Genomic DNA, 18,835 nt, shown 5'->3' with positions numbered 1-18,835 from the left:
ATCACTTATATGGTTTAAAAATAGCAACATGAAAAAAATAGGTATTCTTTTTTGTTTCTTACTAGTTAATCTTAGTTTTTCTCAGAAGAAACAAGACTTTACAGTCGTTTCGCCTAATGGAAAAATTACCATACAAATTGCGGTAAAGAATCAAATAACCTGGACTGTTTTGCATGAAAAAGACGTTGTTTTAGCACCATCTTCTGTGTCTATGACTTTGGATGAAAATATTGTCTTAGGCAAAAATGCTGTCGTTATCAATTCAAAGAAAGAAAGTGTTGATGCTTCTTTTGAATCTCCTTTTTACAAAAAGAAAAACGTAAAAAACCAGTACAATCAATTGGTTCTCAATTTTAAAAATGATTTCAGTATAGAGTTCCGTGCTTTTGATGATGGTGTTGCGTATCGTTTTATTACCAAAAAGAAAAAAAATATTACCGTAAAATCTGAGGAAGTTACATTGAATTTTGATCAGGATTATAACACCTTAATTCCTTATGTTCGTGATTTAAGAAACCCGAAAGACCCTTATATTTCGTCTTTTGAAGCGCATTATGAACATAAAAAAATTAGTGAATTTGCAAAAGATACTTTGGCATTTTTACCTTTTTTAATTGATTATAAAAACCATAAAAAAGCCGTTTTCTTAGAAGCCAATCTGGAAGATTATCCAGGATTGTTTGTAACGAATAATACAGCAAAATCAGGTTTTGAATCGCGTTTTTCAAACTATCCTTTGCAGGAAAAAAATGGCGGCTTCAACAATATTAATCGCCTTATTACGGAAAGGGCTGATTATTTGGTTAAAACCAAAGGAACAAGAAGTTTCCCGTGGAGAGCGATTGTTATCTCAGAGAATGATGCTGAATTAGCGAATAATGATATGGTTCAGAAATTATCTGAACCTACCCAAATAAAAGACCTTTCGTGGATTAAGCCCGGAAAAGTGGCCTGGGACTGGTGGAACGACTGGAATATTTATAATGTCGATTTTAAAGCCGGTATCAATACTAAAACCTATCAGTATTACATTGATTTTGCTTCAAAAAACAAAGTCGAATATGTGGTTTTAGACGAAGGCTGGAGTCTGGAAGACGATATTATGAAACACAATCCGAATGTGGATTTAGAAGCCTTAATCGCTTATGGAAAAGAACGAAATGTTGGAATCATTTTATGGAGTTCCTGGATGGCTCTGACGAAAAACACTGAAGGAATTTTAAAGAATTATGCTGATTTAGGTATTAAAGGTTTCAAAGTAGATTTTCTGGATCGTGATGATGCCAAAATGGTGAATTCAGTGTATGATATTGCGCAGAAGGCGGCTAATCACAAATTGCTTTTGGACTTTCACGGTATGTATAAACCTACCGGGATTCAGCGTACTTTTCCGAATATTTTGAATTTTGAAGGGGTAAAAGGTTTAGAAAATAATAAATGGACACCAAACGATGATGTTCCGTTATATGACACCACAATTCCGTTTATCCGAATGATGGCCGGACCAATGGATTACACACCTGGAGCGATGCGTAATGCAACGAAAAGCGAATTCAAACCCAGTCATTCGAATCCGATGAGTCAGGGAACAAGATCACATCAACTGGCACTTTATACTATTTTTGAAGCGCCTTTGCAAATGATGGCTGACAGTCCAACTGCGTTTATGAAGGAACAGGAAAGCACGGATTTCATAGCTAAAATTCCAACTGTTTTTGATGAAACTGCCGCTCTAGATGGTGAAGTTGGAAAATTCGTTTCAATGGCACGAAAAAAAGAAAACAGCTGGTATTTGGGAGCAATAACCAACTGGGATTCCAGAGAAATTACCATTGATTTCTCTTTCCTTGAAAAAGGCAAAAAATATGAAGCTGAAATTTTCTCTGATGGTTTAAATGCTGATAAAGCTGCAAATGATTATAAAAGAGAAAAAATTTCTGTTGATTCCACTACAAAATTAACTTACAGATTAGCTAGTGGCGGTGGATTAGCGATGATTATTCAACCGAAGTAAGAAATATCTTTTTTGAATTTAGTAAAGACGCACTGCAGTGCGTCTTTACTTTATCATCTATCCCAAAATCTTCTCAATCGCATTCAATTCATCCTGAGAAAATTCAAGATTCTGCAAGCATTCAATATTATTATTTAATTGTCGCACCGAACTTGCACCAATTAAAACCGATGTAATTCGTTTGTCTTTTTGCAGCCAGGCCAATGCCATTTGTGCCAAAGATTGGTTTCTGTTCTGTGCAATATCATTCAGCTGAATCAATTTCTGGATTCTTTCCTGCGTAACTTCATTTTCCTTTAAATGCCCATTTGGATTATGAGCACGTGAGTTTTCTGGAATACCTTTTAGATATTTATCCGTTAAAAGTCCTTGTGCCAAAGGCGAAAAGGCGATACAGCCTACTCCTTTTTCTTCTAAAACATCCAATAAACCATTTTCTACCCAACGCTCTAACATCGAATATTTTGCCTGATGAATCAAACATGGCGTTCCCAATTGTTTTAGAACATCAACCGCAACACGTGTTTGTTCTGCCGAATAATTACTGATTCCCACATACAACGCTTTTCCGCTTCTCACTGTATAATCTAACGCCATCATGGTTTCTTCGATTGGTGTTTCAGGATCAGGACGATGCGAATAAAAGATATCCACATAATCGACTTTCATTCTTTTCAAACTCTGGTCTAAACTCGACAACAGGTATTTTCTGGAACCCCAGTCTCCATAAGGTCCATCCCACATGGTATAACCGGCTTTGGTGGCTATAATAATTTCATCACGTAGATTTCCCTGAAAATTATGCCATAATATTTTACCGAAATTCGTTTCTGCCGATCCCGGAACTGGCCCGTAATTATTCGCCAGATCAAAATGAGTAATTCCTTTATCAAAAGCTTCTACTGCAATACTTTCGGCATTTTCAAAATTATCGACTGAACCGAAATTATGCCACAATCCCAAAGAAATTTCAGGTAATAATAACCCGCTTTTTCCACATCTGTTATATTTCATTATTTTAATTTAATGGTTGAAAGTTTTATTAGGTTTTAAAAATACAAAAAACTCACACAGATTTAACAGATTATGGAGATAAAAAAATCGCCACAAATTCACGAATTTTTAAACAATCCATTCGTGAATTCATGGCGAAAAAACTCCCACAGATTTAGCAGATAAAAGAGATAAAAAAATCGCCACGAATTCACGAATTTTCAAACAATTCATTCGTGAATTCGTGGCGGAAAAACCTTTGAACCTTTGTACCTCTACGCCTTTGTACCTCAAAAAAAGCTTATTCCAGCGTAATGAAATTAGTTTTCAAAAGTTTAATCTAACATAGTCGGAAACTAGAATGTTTTTTCGTTCTCTAAAATTCAATAGCGTCCAGCTTTAGCTGGATGAAAACATAAACGCAAACAAAAGGGCTTTAGCCAAACCTGTAAAGTTTGGCTAAAGCCCTTTTCTATTCAAATCTAATTCCCCTAGCTGAAGCTAGGGGCTATAGAAAAAATCGTGGAGAAAAAAATCACAACGAATTCACGAATTTTGAACCATTCATTCGTGAATTCGTAGCGGAAAAAACTCCCGCAGATTTAGCAGATAAAAGAGATAAAAAAAATCGCCACAAATTCACGAATTTTCAAACCATTCATTCGTGAATTCGTGGCGGAAAAACCTTTGTTCCTCTGAGCCTCAGAACCTTTGCCCCTCAAAAAAAGCTTATTCTTTTATCTCAAAACCTCCTTCTAAACCTTTATCAGAGTTTCCTCCAACCATGATTTTAAAAGTTCCCGGTTCTACCAGATACTTTCCTTCATTATCATAAAAACCAAGTTCTTTATTGGTTAAAGTAAACTTCACTGTTTTGGTTTCTCCTTTTTTCAGATTCACTAGCTCAAAGCCTTTTAATTCTTTTATTGGTCGAATGATACTCGCGTAATCATCATGAATATACAACTGAACCACTTCTTTTCCATCATATTTCCCCGAATTTGTAACCTCAACACTCACCTCAACAGCTTCTCCTTTTGCAAAAGCTGTTTTGTTTAATTTTAGATTTTTATACTCAAATGTGGTATAACTCAATCCAAAACCAAACGAAAACTGCGGCGTTTTCTCTACATCACTATAATGTGACCAAAACACATTTTTATCACTGTCTATAGGCCTTCCTGTGCTGTATCGGTTATAATAAATAGGAACCTGACCCACATTTCTCGGGAAAGACATCGGCAACTTTCCGCTTGGGTTATAATCTCCGTAAAGAACCTGCGCCACAGCATTACCGGTTTGCGTTCCTAAATGCCAGGCTTCAACAATAGCAGGAACGTGTTCTGCAGCCCACGGAATACTCAACGGACGGCCATTATTTAAAACCAAAACAATATTTGGGTTTACTTTATAAATTTCTTCCAGTAATTCCTGTTGAACTCCTGGTAAATCAAGATCGGTTCTGCTTCTGCCCTCACCGCTCTGAAAACCGTGTTCTCCCAAAACCATTACAACCACATCAGCATTTTTGGCGGCTGTTTTGGCTGCTTCAAATCCGCCTTTGTCTGTCATATTAAAAACCACTTCGTTTAAGAAACTTGTTTTACCCACAATCAGATCCGCTCCTTTTTCAAAAGTCAATTGATTGTCTTTATACTGTTGCATTCCTTCCAGAACCGAAACAGCTGTATTATCATCAGATGCAATTCTCCAGCTTCCTAACGGGCTGTTTTTATCATTTGCCAACGCACCAATCAGAGCGATTTTCTGTCCGGATTTTTTTAGCGGAAGCAAATTTTTATCATTCTTCAATAACACAATCGATTTTTTGGCCATGTCCAGCACACCATCATTATTGGCTTTACTTCCAATAGTCGCTTTTTCACGTTTTTCATCACAGTATTTATAAGGATCATCAAACAATCCTAATTCAAATTTGACACGTAAAATTCTGCGAACGGCATCATCAACCAAAGCTTCTTTCAGTTTTCCTTCTTTAACCAGATTCACCACTTTAGCCACATATATATACGATTCCATATCCATGTCAGAACCTGCAACAACACCTTTCAGAGCCGCATCATCCTCATCTTTTGCATAGCCGTGTGCAATCATTTCGCGAATCGAAGCATAATCCGAAATTACAAAACCATCAAATTTCCATTTTCCTTTTAAGATGTCTCTCTGCAGAAAAACATTTCCTGTTGCCGGAACACCATTCAGGGTATTAAACGAATTCATAAACGTACGAACGCCCGCATTTACAGTAGCTTCAAAAGGAGGCAAAACCGAATTATACAATTTCGAATTGCTAATATCCACAATATTATATTCTAATCCCGCCTCAACATATCCATACGCAGCAAAGTGTTTTGCACAGGCTGCAATTGTATTTACTTTATACAAATCTGCTGTCGTTTCGCCCTGAAAACCATGCACTCTGGCAGTAGCAATTTTACTTCCTAAATACGGATCTTCACCCGCACCTTCCATCACACGACCCCAACGCGCATCATTTGCAATGTCAACATTAGGACCAAAAGTCCAGTTAATACCAGATGCCGAAGCTTCATCTGCCGCAATTGCTGCCGATTTCTGAATCGCATCCAAATCCCAACTTGCTGCTTCGGCCAGCGGAATCGGGCTTAATGTTTTATAACCGTGAATCACATCAAAACCTATGATTAACGGAATCCCCAAACGGGTTTCTTCAACCGCAATTTTCTGTACCGCGCGAACCTCTTTTACACCACGAACCGTAAGCATACTGCCTACCCAGCCTTTTCGCAAATGTTCGTATTTAAGTTCCGCTGAGCCTCCTTTTGGAGCCGGTCCCGTTACATCCCAAAAACCATTATACTGATTCATTTGCCCCACTTTTTCCTCCAGCGTCATCAAAGGCAAAAGCAAATCAATACGTTGTTCAATAGTCTTATTTTTATCTAAATAATCCTTTTTCTGTGCGTTCATATTTCCAATTGTAAACAGGGCAAAAACCCCAATCATTATCGTATTTTTATTATTCATAGTACATATAGTTTAGTATTTTGGGCGTGTCCCTCCGGGTCGGGCTATCCGTTTCAATCTTTTGTGCCGAACCCCGGCACAAAAGGATTTCCACTACTATCCCTCACGCAGTTCACGGTAAACAAGAACATTTTATTTTCAAAAGAAATCCAATTATCCTCAATTTTGTAATTTCGACGAAGGAGACTTGAGCGATAGCGACTGGCGAAGCAAATCTTCGTAAGTAGCTCGACAAAGATTGGCGAAATTCTTCACAGGACTTCGACTTCTCTCATTCTGACATAAAAGGCGAAAATTCTAAAATCTAAAATCTAAAATTCTTCCGCAAAACAAGAAGCGGGCAAATTAACTTTATTAAACAAATCCGACTGCACTGTATTTCCCCAGGCAAAACGAACTTTTAACGGATTTTCCACTTTTTTACTGATCAAAATAACCTGGTCTTTTTTTATAACAGCTTCCGCAATATGAAAAATACCATCGGCTCCAGCCACTTCAAATTGATCTGATTTTTTATCTTTAAAATATAATCCATCAGCATTATCAAAAGAAACGATTACTTTATTTTTCTCCACTTTAAAATGACTAAAAAGTGGTCCGCTTGCTACAGTAGAATTGCTTTTATACGTATTAGCCAAAGCTAAATTTGCTAACCGAATTCCAACTGATTTTTTGTCTTTTGGATGAATATCAATCGTATCCGAAACATCGCTTATCACGACCATTCCGGTATTGTTTACTTCTTTAAGTACTTTTCGCTGCGAGTTTCTCACGATAACATTCGAGAAATTATTTGTTCCGGTTTTATAAGGTGCAATCTGTACATAATAAAACGGAAAATCATCCTGCCAGGCTTTTCTCCACGAAGTGATTAATGCCGAAAGTGTTTTGTCATAAACCAAAGACCCCACGTTTGACTCGCCCTGATACCAGAGTGTACCGGCAATTTTGAAACCCACAAAAGGATAAATCATAGCATTATAAGCACGTCCGGGCTGACGTGGGCCGTATTCCTGTTCGTTGAGTTTTTTTGCAGCTGCTAAAACTTCGGGATCATTTTGTACGACTTCTTCCGGCATCCAGATTTCAGCAGGAGTTCCGCCCCAATTCGAAGAAATCAATCCAATTGGAACATTTTTCAAGTCTTCACGAAGTCGTTTTGCAAAAAAGTAACCTACCGCGCTAAAGTTTTTCATGGTTTCCGGAGTCGATTCGGTCCAGTTTCCTAAAAGATTATTTTGTGGCGTTGTAGCAGTCAGTTTCGGAACTAAAAAAAATCGAATATTAGGACTCTTAGCATTCTTCATTTCTTCTTCGCCATTCTCGATTCCCCAACTGGCGGACATTTCCATGTTTGATTGCCCGGAACAAACCCAGACTTCTCCAATTAAAATATTTTTTAGAGCAACTTCGTTATACCCTTTTATCGAAATCATATATGGCCCGCCCGCTTCCGGCGTTTTTATATGCAGTTCCCATTGCGCCTGATTATTGGCAGTCACTTTATATTCCTGATTGTTCCAGCTCGCTATTAATTTAATTTCTTCTTTTGGATTCGCCCAACCCCAAATTTTAACTTCGGCGTTGCGCTGCAAAACCATATTGTCGCCAAAAATATTCGGAAGTGTCACATTTGCCATCATAGTACCGGAAATCATCAGAAAGAAAACAAACTTAAAGATATTATTTTTCATTTAGTAACTTTTTTAAGAAAGGACCATATTCCTTTGCCATTACCTGATGCTCGCTAATATTTGGATGTCCGCCACAACCAGAAGGCGTCATGGGTTTAAACTTAAAAATCAAAATAGGTTTATGTGTGGTATCCTTTTCAAAAGCCTGTTTTACTTTAGTCAGACAATCTTCAAAAACAACTGCTCTGTCGCCGTTCACCATCGGACTGTTGGTGATCACAATTTGAGCATTTGGGTTGTGTTTGTACAACATCTTGATAAAATTCACATAATTCGAAACATACTTTTCTGCATTAAAAGGCAAACGTTCTTTTTTACCATCGCCTCCTGAAAAATCATTGGTTCCTAAAGCAATACTGATGATATCAGGCTGAAAAGTAAAATCATATTTCGGTTTAGAAGCCTCTAGTGTCAAATACAAATTCTCATAAACTTTAGGCATAATCGCCAATTCCGGATTTTCGTCGTTCCAGTTGCGATACATTCCGATTCCCGAAACAGAACTCATTAAATAATCCACTTCAATATCGCGGGACAAAATCGGACCATAAGCAAAAAAACCATTGTGATGATCAAAATACTCGCCTTCATTACACGGGATTTCAGACGGATCATTAGCCGCTCCAGAAGTAATAGAATCGCCAATAAATTCAATTTTCTTTTTCTTTTTAGAAGATATTGAAGTCAGTTTTGCTGTAGTTCCCAGAAAAACAACGTTCCCCATTGTGGCTTCTGTACCTTTATAAATCGTCAGCGTATGTACTTTTTTATTTGAAGTTACCGTAATTGGAAAAGATTGCGCAGCACCTTTTTCGACTCTGTATTTTCCAATATTTTCTCCATCCAGTTCGAAAACCACATAATTATGATGTTCCCAGTTATCAATACTTTGCAAAGAAACAGCACATTCATTCCCGGTAAAATTAAACGAGACCGAAGCTGCAGTTCCAATCAAAACAACAGTATCGTCTTGTAGTTTATCTACTCTTCCGGCATACAGAAAAGTATTGGTTTTACTTTGTGCAATTGAAACTGACGAAATCATCAATAACAAAATTATAAGAGGCATTTTTTTAATAAACATAATTTATTTGTTAAAATATAAAGTAGATTCACAAATATACCTGAAAATTATTGTTTAAAAAGATACTAAACCATCAAAAAGTAATAAAATAATACCACCGTGGCTTCATTAAATTTTATCTTTAATGCGTTATTTCATTAACTCTAAAAAAACTATTCCTTTGATATTCAAAAGCAAGGACTATCTTTATGAAATAAATCCTACAGTTAATTCGTAAAAAATGAAATTTACCCTCTACCTATTATTTGCTACAGCCATTTTATCTTCTTGTTTTGAAAAAAAGGAAACGGTATCGACTCATACGCCCATTCAGAAAACAGCAAACGGAGTCGATCGTGATTCTATCATTAGCTTTGCTAAACAATTTATAGGAACACCTTATTTATATGCCGGGAACGATCCTGAAAAAGGATTTGACTGTTCTGGTTTTGTTAGTTATGTATTTAAAAATTTTGATGTTTCCTTACCCAGAAGCTCCAGTGAGTATAAAAATTTAGGAACAGCACTGGCTCCCGAAGATTTTAGAGTGGGAGATATTTTAGTCTTTTATGGTTACAAAGACAGAACCATTATTGGGCATCTCGGAATTATTTGCGAAGCCAATGGCATGCAGTCCAAGTTTATTCATGCTTCCTCCGGCAAAGTGAGCAGCGTTACCATTACTTCGCTTGACACAGAGCATTATACGAATCGTTTTTATAAATGTATTGATGTGTTAACTAAATAAATCAAATTTCAGGGCATAAAAAAAACTCCAGACATATGGCCAATCTGGAGTTTTTCACATTATTATCAACCTTTTATTTTAGATAACAGTTCCTCTTAGAGTAAGTATTTTTGGTGCTGTTTCAGCGCTTGTTGTTACTGTAACTGTTTTTGTAAAAGCACCTTTGTTAGCCGCATTATAGGTTGCGGTAACTTTTGCAGATTTTCCAGGAAGAATAGGTTCTTTAGTATAATCTGTTGCAGTACAACCGCAAGAACCTTTTACATTGGTAATTACAACTGCAGCATTTCCTGTATTTTTAAATTCAAAAACAATCGCTTTTGGAGTTCCCTGCGGAATTTCACCCACATCAATACTTTCAGCCTTCCATGAAATTGAAGCAAGTGCTTTTTCAGTTTTCGAAAGGATTACTTTTACTGGAACAATTGCTGAGAAAGACATTAAGCTTAAAGCTAAAGCCAGCATCGAAATTTTAATAATTTTCATAGTTATATATTTAATGGTTAAAGTTCTCGTTATTTTGTATTTCAAAAGTAATTCTGAAAATTTCAAATCGCTGTTAAGTGGTTTCAAATGTTTGTTAATGACTTGTTAACTGGTGTTTTTAAGGCTATTTTTGATTAATATTACACTTTCAAAACTCTTAATAATTGAAAATAAACAGACTCAATAGTATCATTATATTAGGATTAATAGCCATTATCGGGATATTAATTGCACAGCTGCTTTGGACTAAAGAAGCTTTTACATTAGAACAAAAAAAACTCAGTCAGAAAACGCATATCGCTTTACTGGAAGTTGCCAAAAAATTATATGAAGGCAAAAGTCATGAATTGCCGGCTCAAAATCCGGTGCAGAAAGTGGCCAATGACTATTATATTGTAAACATCGACAATGATTTTGAACCCGATATTTTAGAATTTTATCTAAAGACGGAATTCAAAAAAATGAATATCACGACCGATTTTGAATATGCGATGTACAATTGCCAAAGCGACGAAATGGTGTATGGAAATTACATTTCATTATCCGAAAAAGGAAAAGGAAAACAGTCGGTTTATTTCCCTAAACATAAAAATTTAGTGTATTATTTTGCGGTACGGTTTCCTAACGAAACGAGTTATTTATTCAGCTCGATGCGTTTTTGGTTTGTGCTTTCTCTTGCTTTAATTTTTATTTTGCTGATCTATGTGTATTCGATTTTTACGATTTTGCAGCAAAAAAAATACTCCGAATTGCAGCGTGATTTCATCAATAATATGACACATGAATTCAAAACGCCTTTATCATCCATTTTGATTGCTTCGAAATATTTAATTGAGCAAAACCCCATTAAGGAAGACAAAAAACTGCATACTTACACGGATATTATCATCAAACAAAGCAATAAACTGAACAGTCATATCGAGAAAATTCTAAATATTGCGAAATCAGATTATACCCCTTTGGAATTAAAATCGGAGGCGGTTTTGATTTTGCCCATTATGGAAGAAACGATTCAGAATATTCAGTTAAAATACCCTGAAACCAGCATTAAAATTGAATCTCCTTTGGATGAATATCAAATTGAAACAGACGCTTTTCATTTTACCAATCTGATTTATAATTTATTGGATAATGCGGTAAAATATTGTGATTCGAAACCTGAAATCACCATTCGGATTTCAACTGAAAATCAAACATTAAAATTGGAATTTATAGATAACGGAATTGGAATTTCTTCTAAAAATATTTCGTTTATATTTGATAAATTTTACCGCGTTCAAAATTCTAAAAGCAATGAAGTAAACGGTTTTGGATTAGGATTATATTACGTAAAAAAGATTTGCAATTTGCAGAACTGGAAAATTAATGCCACTAATAATAGTAAAAACGGCACAACCATCACCTTATCAATTCCTTATAAAAAATGAAGCAATTTAAAATTCTTTATACCGAAGATGATGAAACATTAGCGTTTTTGACCAAAGACAATCTGGAACAAAACAACTATGAAGTTATTCATTGTTGTGATGGGAAATTGGGTTTGGAAGCTTTTAAAAAAGAAAATTTTGACATTTGTATTTTCGATATAATGATGCCAAAAATGGATGGTTTTGATCTGGCAACTGAAGTTAGAAAACTCAATACCAATATTCCTATTATTTTTCTTTCGGCAAAAACCCTTAAAGAAGACCGCATCAAAGGATTGCGTTTGGGTGCCGACGATTATTTGGTAAAACCCTTTAGTATTGAAGAATTATTATTGAAAATCGAAATTTTCTTAAAGCGTTCCCAGAAAAATAGTCCTGTCGAAAAATCGATTTATGAAATTGGGAAATACCAGTTTGATACCAAAAACTTTATTCTTTTTAATGAAAAGGAAAAAATTGGCCTTACACAGCGCGAATCTGAACTTTTGAAATTGTTTTTAGACAATAAGAATTCTGTTTTAAAACGCGAGCAGATTCTAACTTCGCTTTGGGGTACCGATGATTATTTTATGGGAAGAAGTCTGGATGTTTTTATTTCGCGTTTGCGAAAGATTTTAGCCAATGAAAACGGAATTGCAATTGAAAACCTTCATGGAATTGGGTTTCGTTTTACTCTGGAGAAATAGTTTTACCATTAAGAAATTAAGTTTATTAAGACTATCCGTTTTTTATACCAATTCATTAATAATGGCACACTGATGAAACTGATTTTAGCGGATTAGTGCTGATTATGATTTACAAAGAGCTAAAAAAAATCAGTTTTTATCTGTTCAATTGGTGTAGCCTGTGGTCTATTTTTTATTTAGTCCGCTTAGTGGACAGTCATGAAGTTTATTAGCCAAAAACCTTAATTTTTATTTATCCTGCAATGGTATAAAGCCCTACAAAACCAACAACCCAAACTCACGTAACGTATTAACCGGTTTTGAATACCAAAACAATTCGAAATCATCTAACTGCATTTCGAAATCAGTTTTTACTTCCTGAAAAGTATAATTTTTAGCATTTGAAATCGTAATTTTTTGCAAAATTTCAACCAGCCATTCACCTTCAGTTTTATTTGTCTGAATGATGAAACTTTCTTTTTTGTCATGAAAAGTAAGTGACATCATTTCCCATGTTTGCCCTTTTTTAGATTTTGAAAATGTTTCTACTGATGGTTTTCCGCCCAGCCAAACTACTTTTGCATTTGGTTTTGTATCAAAATTATTTTGCTCTTCTAAAGCATTGAAAATAAAATCCGGGTGAATTTTGGTTTTCGGAATTTTAAAATCAAACCAATCCTGCAATTCGTAATCAAAACAGATTCCGTGCATAAAATTGAACAGTGATTTCTTCAATCCAAAACTAAATTTATCATGATTGATTCCAGTTGAATCCGTATAATCGATATCATTATTTGCAAAAGTTCCTATGGTTTCTGTTTTTTTGGTTACACCAAAATTTTCCGGATACAACCCAACAGGACTGTGCGCCGTCATGGCAAACTGATGCCAAAAACCCGATTGCAGAACACCCGCTTCAAATAATTGACGCACCATTTCGAGACTGTCAACCGTTTCCTGAATGGTCTGTGTTGGATATCCGTACATTAAATACGCGTGCACCATAATGCCGGCTTCGGTAAAATTGCTCGTCACTTTTGCCACTTGTTCTACCGTAACACCTTTATCGATTAATTTCAATAATCGGTCTGAAGCCACTTCCAATCCACCAGAAACGGCAATACATCCGGAAGCTTTTAGAAGCAAACACAAATCTTTAGAAAAGCTTTTTTCAAATCGAATGTTGGTCCACCAGGTTACAGCTAATTTTCGGCGTAAAATTTCGATTGCCAAAGCGCGCATCAAAGCTGGCGGCGCTGCCTCATCAACAAAATGAAAACCATTCTGACCGGTTTGCAGCATCATTTCTTCCATTCTGTCACAAAGCAAATTGGCCGCAACAGGCTCATACACTTTTATATAATCAAGTGAAATATCACAAAAAGTACATTTGCCCCAATAGCAGCCGTGCGCCATGGTGAGTTTATTCCAACGGCCATCGCTCCACATTCGGTGCATAGGATTGACGATTTCGATAACCGAAATATATTTATCCAAAGGCAAATCAGAGTAATCAGGAGTTCCTACCTGCGCTTGTTTGTAATCGTGTTTTAAGGAATTGTTTTTATAAACTACTTCTCCGTTTTCAAGTAAAAAAGTTCGTTTATAAGAATCAGAGCCTGGGTTTTCTAAGTTGAAAATTAATTCTTCTATCGGAACTTCGCCATCATCCAAAGTAATAAAATCAAAGAATTCAAAAACACGTTTATCCGAAAGCGAACGCAATTCGGTATTTGGGAAACCGCCACCCATCGAGATTTTAATTTCAGGATGATTCTGTTTTACCCATTGCGCACATCGAAAAGCGCTGTATAAATTCCCTGGAAAGGGAACAGAAATCAAAAACAAAGTGGGTTGAATGGTTTCAATTTTAGCTTTTAAAAGCGAAATCAAAATCGAATCGATATACGTCGGTTCCTGCTGAAGTGCTTGGTACAATTCATCAAAAGAATTGGCACTTCTTCCTAAACGTTCGGCATATCGGCTAAAGCCAAAATTTTCATCGATACATTCTACAATAAAATCCGAAATATCTTCGAGATACAAAGTGGCTAAATGTTTGGCTTTGTCCTGAGTTCCCATGGTTCCAAAAGCCCAATCGAGTTCTTCAAGTTGTGCAAAACGGGAAGCTTCCGGCAGAAAATCTTCCTGGCAAATCTGCAATGCCAGAGTTGGATTTTTCCCTTGCAAAAACTGAATCACAGCATCAATTGTTTTGATGTATTCATCCTGCAAAGCAAAAATTCTCTGTGCGTTTGTTGTTTTTGGTTTATTGTTAGTAGTTGCTTTTTCAAATATCGCCGACAATCCTTTTTTCGAAAACAATTCCAAAATCACATCAATACCCAAATCTGCCTGAACCGATTCGATATTTTTGGTATTTAAAAATCCTTTTATATACGCAGTTGCCGGATACGGAGTATTCAGTTGGGTAAAAGGTGGTGTGATGATGAAGAGTTTGGTTTTCAAAGCAACATTCTTTTTTTGCAAAAATACGTGATATTTGGGGACTTTTTATGAAAAGATTTTGGAGGTGATTTATCTCTTTTTCGATAAGAATTTTTAGTTTTATTTTGTAGATATTTGATTACATTTGCGATTGCTGAATCTATTTTATGAAAAGAAAATTACTATACTTATTTTTATTAGCTATTACTCCCATCATCGCACAAAACCAAAATCAATCAATTGGTTTTAAAGAAAATATAGGTCAAATTGTCGATCAGAAAAACAAACCTAACACCGCAGTAAAATTTTTATTGAATACCGGAGGTTTGAATGTTCAGCTTAAGAAAAATGGATTTTCCTATGATATTTATGAAGCAAAGAAAATTCCGTGCAGAACTCCTCTAAGAAAAAAAGCTCCGGATACTCATTTACCTAAAGAAGTAAAAGCAGAACCGGATTATAATCTGGAATATAAGTTTCACCGAATTGATATTGATTTTGTAGGCTCAAATTCAAAAGTTGAATTGATTGCGGAACAGAAATCAAAAGACTTTGACAATTATTACAATATTCCTAATAAACCAGAAGGAATTGTTGGCGTACATCAATACAAACAAGTGACTTATAAAAATATTTATCCTAACATTGATGTAGTTTTCACGATTCCGAATGACCCAAAAAAAGTAGTTGAATACAATTTTGTAGTACATCCTAAAGGAAAGATTTCTGATATTCAATTAAAATTTAATGGTGCCGAAACAAATTTGGTTGACAATAAAATTCAGATGAATGTTCGTTTTGGAAAAATGGAAGAAACACTTCCTGCTAGTTGGACAGAAGAAGGAACCAGTAAGAAAGAAATAAATATTGGTTATACTAAAATCAAGAAAAATGTATATGGTTTTTCAACTTCGGATGACATTAGTGATAAAAAATTGATTATTGATCCTGTGCCTGTTAGGTTGTGGGGTACTTATTTTGGGGGTAATAGTGGATACCTTACGCAAAAAATAAAAACAGATAATAATGAAAATATAATTATTACTGGAGAAACCTCTAGTTCTACAAATATTGCTACAGCTGGAGCTTTTCAAACAACAAAAATATCAATCTGGGACGCATCCTTTCTTTCAAAACTAAGTCCTAATGGTAATAGAATATGGGGCAGTTATATTAACTCAGCCATAATTAAAGATTTAGCGATAAACTCTAACAATGATATTTATATTGGAGGTTCAGATTATGGCAATTCGTCAGGTGACAACCTTACCACATCTGGAGCATACAAAACTGCTAATCCAGATTTCACATTAGATGGATTAATCCTTAAATTTAATACTGATGGACAGCAAATATGGGGAACATTATATGGAGGATCGGAAAGAGATTTAATTAATACTTTAAGCTTAGATAATGACGAAAATTTGATAATAGGTGGAGAAACTCATAGTACAAATGATATTGCAACTGCAAGTGCATTTCAAAGTATCAATAATGACCCATTTGATGGGTGTGGTTTTTTCGCAAAGTTTTCACCTCTAGGAAATAGGATTTCTGCAAGTTATTTTCCTGGAATAATAAAGTATTCCACAATTGATAAAAATAATGATTTAATATTTGCAGGACAATATTGGATTCTTGATTCTGACCAACCCAATATCTCAACATCAGGTGCACATCAAACAGAAATTCATTTTATGGATGGTTTCATTGTCAAATTTAACCCTGAAGGACAGAGATTATGGTGTACATATTATGGTGGAGATGCTTCATTTCACATATCGGTAAATGATTATTATGACCGAATAACAGGTATCGGATCTGATGCGTCTAACAATATATACATCTCAGGAACAACAAACAGTATTAATAACATTTCAACTATAGGTGCACATAAAGAAAATCAAGAAGTAGGTGGTGTTGATACATTTTTAGCCAAATTTAATTCTGAAGGAGTTCGCCAATGGGGAACCTATTATGGATCTGAAAACGCACAAGGAAATGACAATTGCGAAAGCAGTTTTACATCTGATAATGGAAACATATACATAACAGGAAATACCAGAAGTCAAACAGATATTGTAACACCTGACACTTTTCAATCAGCAAGTAATGGTTCTGATGAAGGGTTTATTTCAAAATTTGACACCATGGGAAATCTTGTATGGGGAACGTATTATGGAGGTGACCACCAAGATTATTTAAAAGGTATTTTTTTTAGTAATGCCTATGTTTATACTATTGGATCAACAACAGGCAGTAACAATCTTGGAACATCAGGTACAGAATACCCAACAATTAGTGGTGGCAATACTTTTATTGCTAAATTTCAAGACTGCCTTACTAATCCCATTCTATCTAGCAACTCCCCAATCTGTATAGGAAATACTTTAGAATTAAAAGCTTCCGGAGGAACAACTTATGCGTGGACAGGACCAAATGGCTTTACATCATCAGATCAAAATCCTACGATTCTAAACGCAACAGCAATAAATAGTGGTGAATACAGCTGTTTAATTACAGGCACTGGCGGCTGTGATGATACTAAAAAAATAGATGTCGTTATTGGAGACGTTGAAGCTCCTATTCCTGACCTTACAAATCTGCCAGCAGTTACTGGAGATTGTAATACCGTTATAACAATAGTTCCAACAGCTACTGATGTTTGTGCGGGAGCCATTACGGCTACCACAACAAATCCGCTATCGTACAGTTTACCTGGAACTTATACAATTGTTTGGAATTATGATGATGGAAATGGCAATACGTCAACTCAAAATCAAACAGTTAATATTAGCAGCCAACCTTTACCAATAGTAAATACAAATCCTCAGACCTTTTGCTTTCAACAAAATGCAACTTTAAATGACATTGATATTGCCGGACAAAACTTAAAATGGTATGACGAATTAATAGCCGGAACGCTTCTAACGAATACAACTTTGCTTGAGGATGGTAAAACATATTACGCTTCACAAACCATAAATGGCTGCGAAAGTGATAGAGTTGCTGTTGGTGTAACTATTTTAAATACACCAGTACCAACTGGGATTGTCAATCAAACTTTTTGTACTGGAGACAATCCAACTCTGGCAAACATCTTAGTAGAAGGTGAAAATATAAAATGGTATGATGATGCCACAAGTCTTTCAGTTTTAGCAAATACAGTTCCTCTTCAAGATGGAAAAACCTATTACGCTTCGCAAACAATCAATAATTGCGAAAGCAATAGAATTGCGATTACAGTTGCTGTACAAAATACACCCGCTATTCCAACAGGAGACAGTAATCAATCTTTCTGTAAAATTGAAAATGCTACTTTAAATAATCTTATACTAACAGGGCAAAACTTAAAATGGTACGACTCTGATCTTCCGACGACTCCGTTAACAAACGCTACATTATTAGAAAACAATACTACTTATTATGCTTCGCAAACTATAGGATGCGAAAGCGGAAGATTTCCGGTTTTGGTAACTATATATGACACCCCTTTACCAACGGGAAATTCTAACCAAATTTTTTGTCTTGATCAAAATGCTACAATTAGTGATGTTATTGCAAATGGAAACGATTTAAAATGGTATGATGCTGCTGTAAACGGAAATATTTTACAGAACACGACCATACTTGAGGATGGTCTAAATTATTATGTTTCGCAAACTTTAAATAATTGTGAGAGCCCTAGGTTAGCCATTACTATAAAAATTCAGGATACAAAGTTGCCTATTGGCGAAAACAACCAAAAATTCTGTGTACAGGAAAATGCAACAATTAGCGATATTAACATTACCGGTCAAAATATTAAATGGTATAATGCCCTAACTGGCGGAGAAAACTTATCAAATATGACTCCGCTTGAAAACGGAAAAACATATTATGCTTCTCAGACCATAAATAGTTGTGAAAGCGACAGAAATACCTTTTCTATACAAATTCTCGAAGCCACAACTGCAGACTGCATTAATTTTGAAGATGAATTGCCTTATCCAAAATTCTTTACTCCTAATAATGACGGTTATAATGATACCTGGACAATCGATTTTGCCTATCTGGCACCCAACTCAAATATCAGGATATTTAACCGTTACGGAAAATTTATTAAAGAATTATCCATTCATACAGCCTGGGACGGAACCTATATTGGAAGAGACGAACCTTCATCTGATTATTGGTTTGTAGTTACCCGCTTAAATGGGGCTGAATTTAGAGGACATTTTACCTTGAAACGTTAATAATTACAAGATACTTTCAAAAAAATATAATATCC

The 18,835-nt window shown here is 35.4% G+C and carries 11 protein-coding genes; 5 read left to right on the top strand and 6 right to left on the bottom strand.

Annotated features, from left to right (window positions below):
- Positions 1–28 precede the first annotated feature (28 nt).
- Complete coding sequence (locus tag GON26_RS16525; RefSeq protein ID WP_160375879.1) at positions 29–2,014, top strand: glycoside hydrolase family 97 protein; 1,986 nt, start codon at positions 29–31, stop codon at positions 2,012–2,014.
- Positions 2,015–2,071: 57 nt separating this feature from the next.
- On the opposite strand, the gene GON26_RS16520 is transcribed toward GON26_RS16525, so the two are convergent.
- From GON26_RS16520 to GON26_RS16505, 4 genes are all read right to left on the bottom strand, one after another.
- Positions 2,072–3,028 (bottom strand): aldo/keto reductase, encoded by a 957-nt coding sequence (locus tag GON26_RS16520; RefSeq protein WP_160375878.1) that lies wholly within the window; start codon positions 3,026–3,028, stop codon positions 2,072–2,074.
- A 708-nt stretch (positions 3,029–3,736) separates the two neighbouring features.
- Positions 3,737–6,034, bottom strand: a complete 2,298-nt coding sequence (gene bglX, locus GON26_RS16515; protein ID WP_160375877.1) for a beta-glucosidase BglX — start codon at positions 6,032–6,034, stop codon at positions 3,737–3,739.
- Between the two features lie 311 nt (positions 6,035–6,345).
- The gene (locus tag GON26_RS16510; RefSeq protein ID WP_160375876.1) at positions 6,346–7,728 is read right to left on the bottom strand and encodes a sialate O-acetylesterase; all 1,383 of its coding nucleotides are present in this window, start codon (positions 7,726–7,728) and stop codon (positions 6,346–6,348) included.
- Positions 7,718–8,797 carry an SGNH/GDSL hydrolase family protein gene (locus GON26_RS16505; protein WP_230407955.1) on the bottom strand — a complete coding sequence of 360 codons (1,080 nt, stop codon included), beginning with the start codon at positions 8,795–8,797 and terminating at the stop codon, positions 7,718–7,720. The genes GON26_RS16510 and GON26_RS16505 overlap by 11 nt, the downstream gene beginning before the upstream one ends.
- Positions 8,798–9,032: 235 nt before the next feature.
- On the opposite strand from GON26_RS16505, the gene GON26_RS16500 reads away from it, so the two are divergent.
- Positions 9,033–9,539: a C40 family peptidase gene (locus GON26_RS16500; protein WP_160375874.1), complete on the top strand. Its 507-nt coding sequence runs from the start codon at positions 9,033–9,035 to the stop codon at positions 9,537–9,539.
- Between the two features lie 78 nt (positions 9,540–9,617).
- Here GON26_RS16500 and GON26_RS16495 read toward each other — a convergent pair whose 3' ends face one another.
- Positions 9,618–10,025 (bottom strand): DUF1573 domain-containing protein, encoded by a 408-nt coding sequence (locus GON26_RS16495; protein WP_160375873.1) that lies wholly within the window; start codon positions 10,023–10,025, stop codon positions 9,618–9,620.
- 164 nt (positions 10,026–10,189) lie between these two features.
- Between GON26_RS16495 and GON26_RS16490 the strand changes: the two genes are divergently transcribed.
- Positions 10,190–11,452, top strand: coding sequence for a sensor histidine kinase (locus GON26_RS16490; RefSeq protein WP_160375872.1), 1,263 nt, complete (start codon positions 10,190–10,192; stop codon positions 11,450–11,452).
- Entirely contained in the window at positions 11,449–12,138 is a 690-nt protein-coding gene (locus GON26_RS16485; RefSeq protein WP_160375871.1) for a response regulator transcription factor, read from the top strand. The genes GON26_RS16490 and GON26_RS16485 overlap by 4 nt, the downstream gene beginning before the upstream one ends.
- A gap of 255 nt (positions 12,139–12,393) precedes the next feature.
- Here GON26_RS16485 and GON26_RS16480 read toward each other — a convergent pair whose 3' ends face one another.
- Positions 12,394–14,586, bottom strand: a complete 2,193-nt coding sequence (locus GON26_RS16480; protein ID WP_160375870.1) for a B12-binding domain-containing radical SAM protein — start codon at positions 14,584–14,586, stop codon at positions 12,394–12,396.
- 146 nt (positions 14,587–14,732) lie between these two features.
- Between GON26_RS16480 and GON26_RS16475 the strand changes: the two genes are divergently transcribed.
- On the top strand, positions 14,733–18,800 hold the full coding sequence (locus GON26_RS16475) for a DUF7948 domain-containing protein (RefSeq protein ID WP_160375869.1): 4,068 nt from the start codon (positions 14,733–14,735) through the stop codon (positions 18,798–18,800).
- The last annotated feature ends 35 nt before the right edge of the window (positions 18,801–18,835 follow it).

It is taken from the genome of Flavobacterium hydrocarbonoxydans, assembly GCF_009789235.1.
In the GTDB taxonomy this organism is placed as follows: Bacteria; Bacteroidota; Bacteroidia; order Flavobacteriales; family Flavobacteriaceae; genus Flavobacterium; species Flavobacterium hydrocarbonoxydans.
Note: the sequence above shows the minus strand (reverse complement) of the source record. Positions and strands in the feature narration are given on the sequence as shown.

What these genes read in the sequence shown, in the direction of transcription:
- GON26_RS16525 (WP_160375879.1), top strand. Translation starts at nt 29, where the DNA reads ATGAAAAAAATAGGTATTCTTTTTTGTTTCTTACTAGTTAATCTTAGT.
- GON26_RS16520 (WP_160375878.1), bottom strand. Translation starts at nt 3,028, where the DNA reads ATGAAATATAACAGATGTGGAAAAAGCGGGTTATTATTACCTGAAATT.
- bglX (WP_160375877.1), bottom strand. Translation starts at nt 6,034, where the DNA reads ATGAATAATAAAAATACGATAATGATTGGGGTTTTTGCCCTGTTTACA.
- GON26_RS16510 (WP_160375876.1), bottom strand. Translation starts at nt 7,728, where the DNA reads ATGAAAAATAATATCTTTAAGTTTGTTTTCTTTCTGATGATTTCCGGT.
- GON26_RS16505 (WP_230407955.1), bottom strand. Translation starts at nt 8,797, where the DNA reads ATGCCTCTTATAATTTTGTTATTGATGATTTCGTCAGTTTCAATTGCA.
- GON26_RS16500 (WP_160375874.1), top strand. Translation starts at nt 9,033, where the DNA reads ATGAAATTTACCCTCTACCTATTATTTGCTACAGCCATTTTATCTTCT.
- GON26_RS16495 (WP_160375873.1), bottom strand. Translation starts at nt 10,025, where the DNA reads ATGAAAATTATTAAAATTTCGATGCTGGCTTTAGCTTTAAGCTTAATG.
- GON26_RS16485 (WP_160375871.1), top strand. Translation starts at nt 11,449, where the DNA reads ATGAAGCAATTTAAAATTCTTTATACCGAAGATGATGAAACATTAGCG.
- GON26_RS16475 (WP_160375869.1), top strand. Translation starts at nt 14,733, where the DNA reads ATGAAAAGAAAATTACTATACTTATTTTTATTAGCTATTACTCCCATC.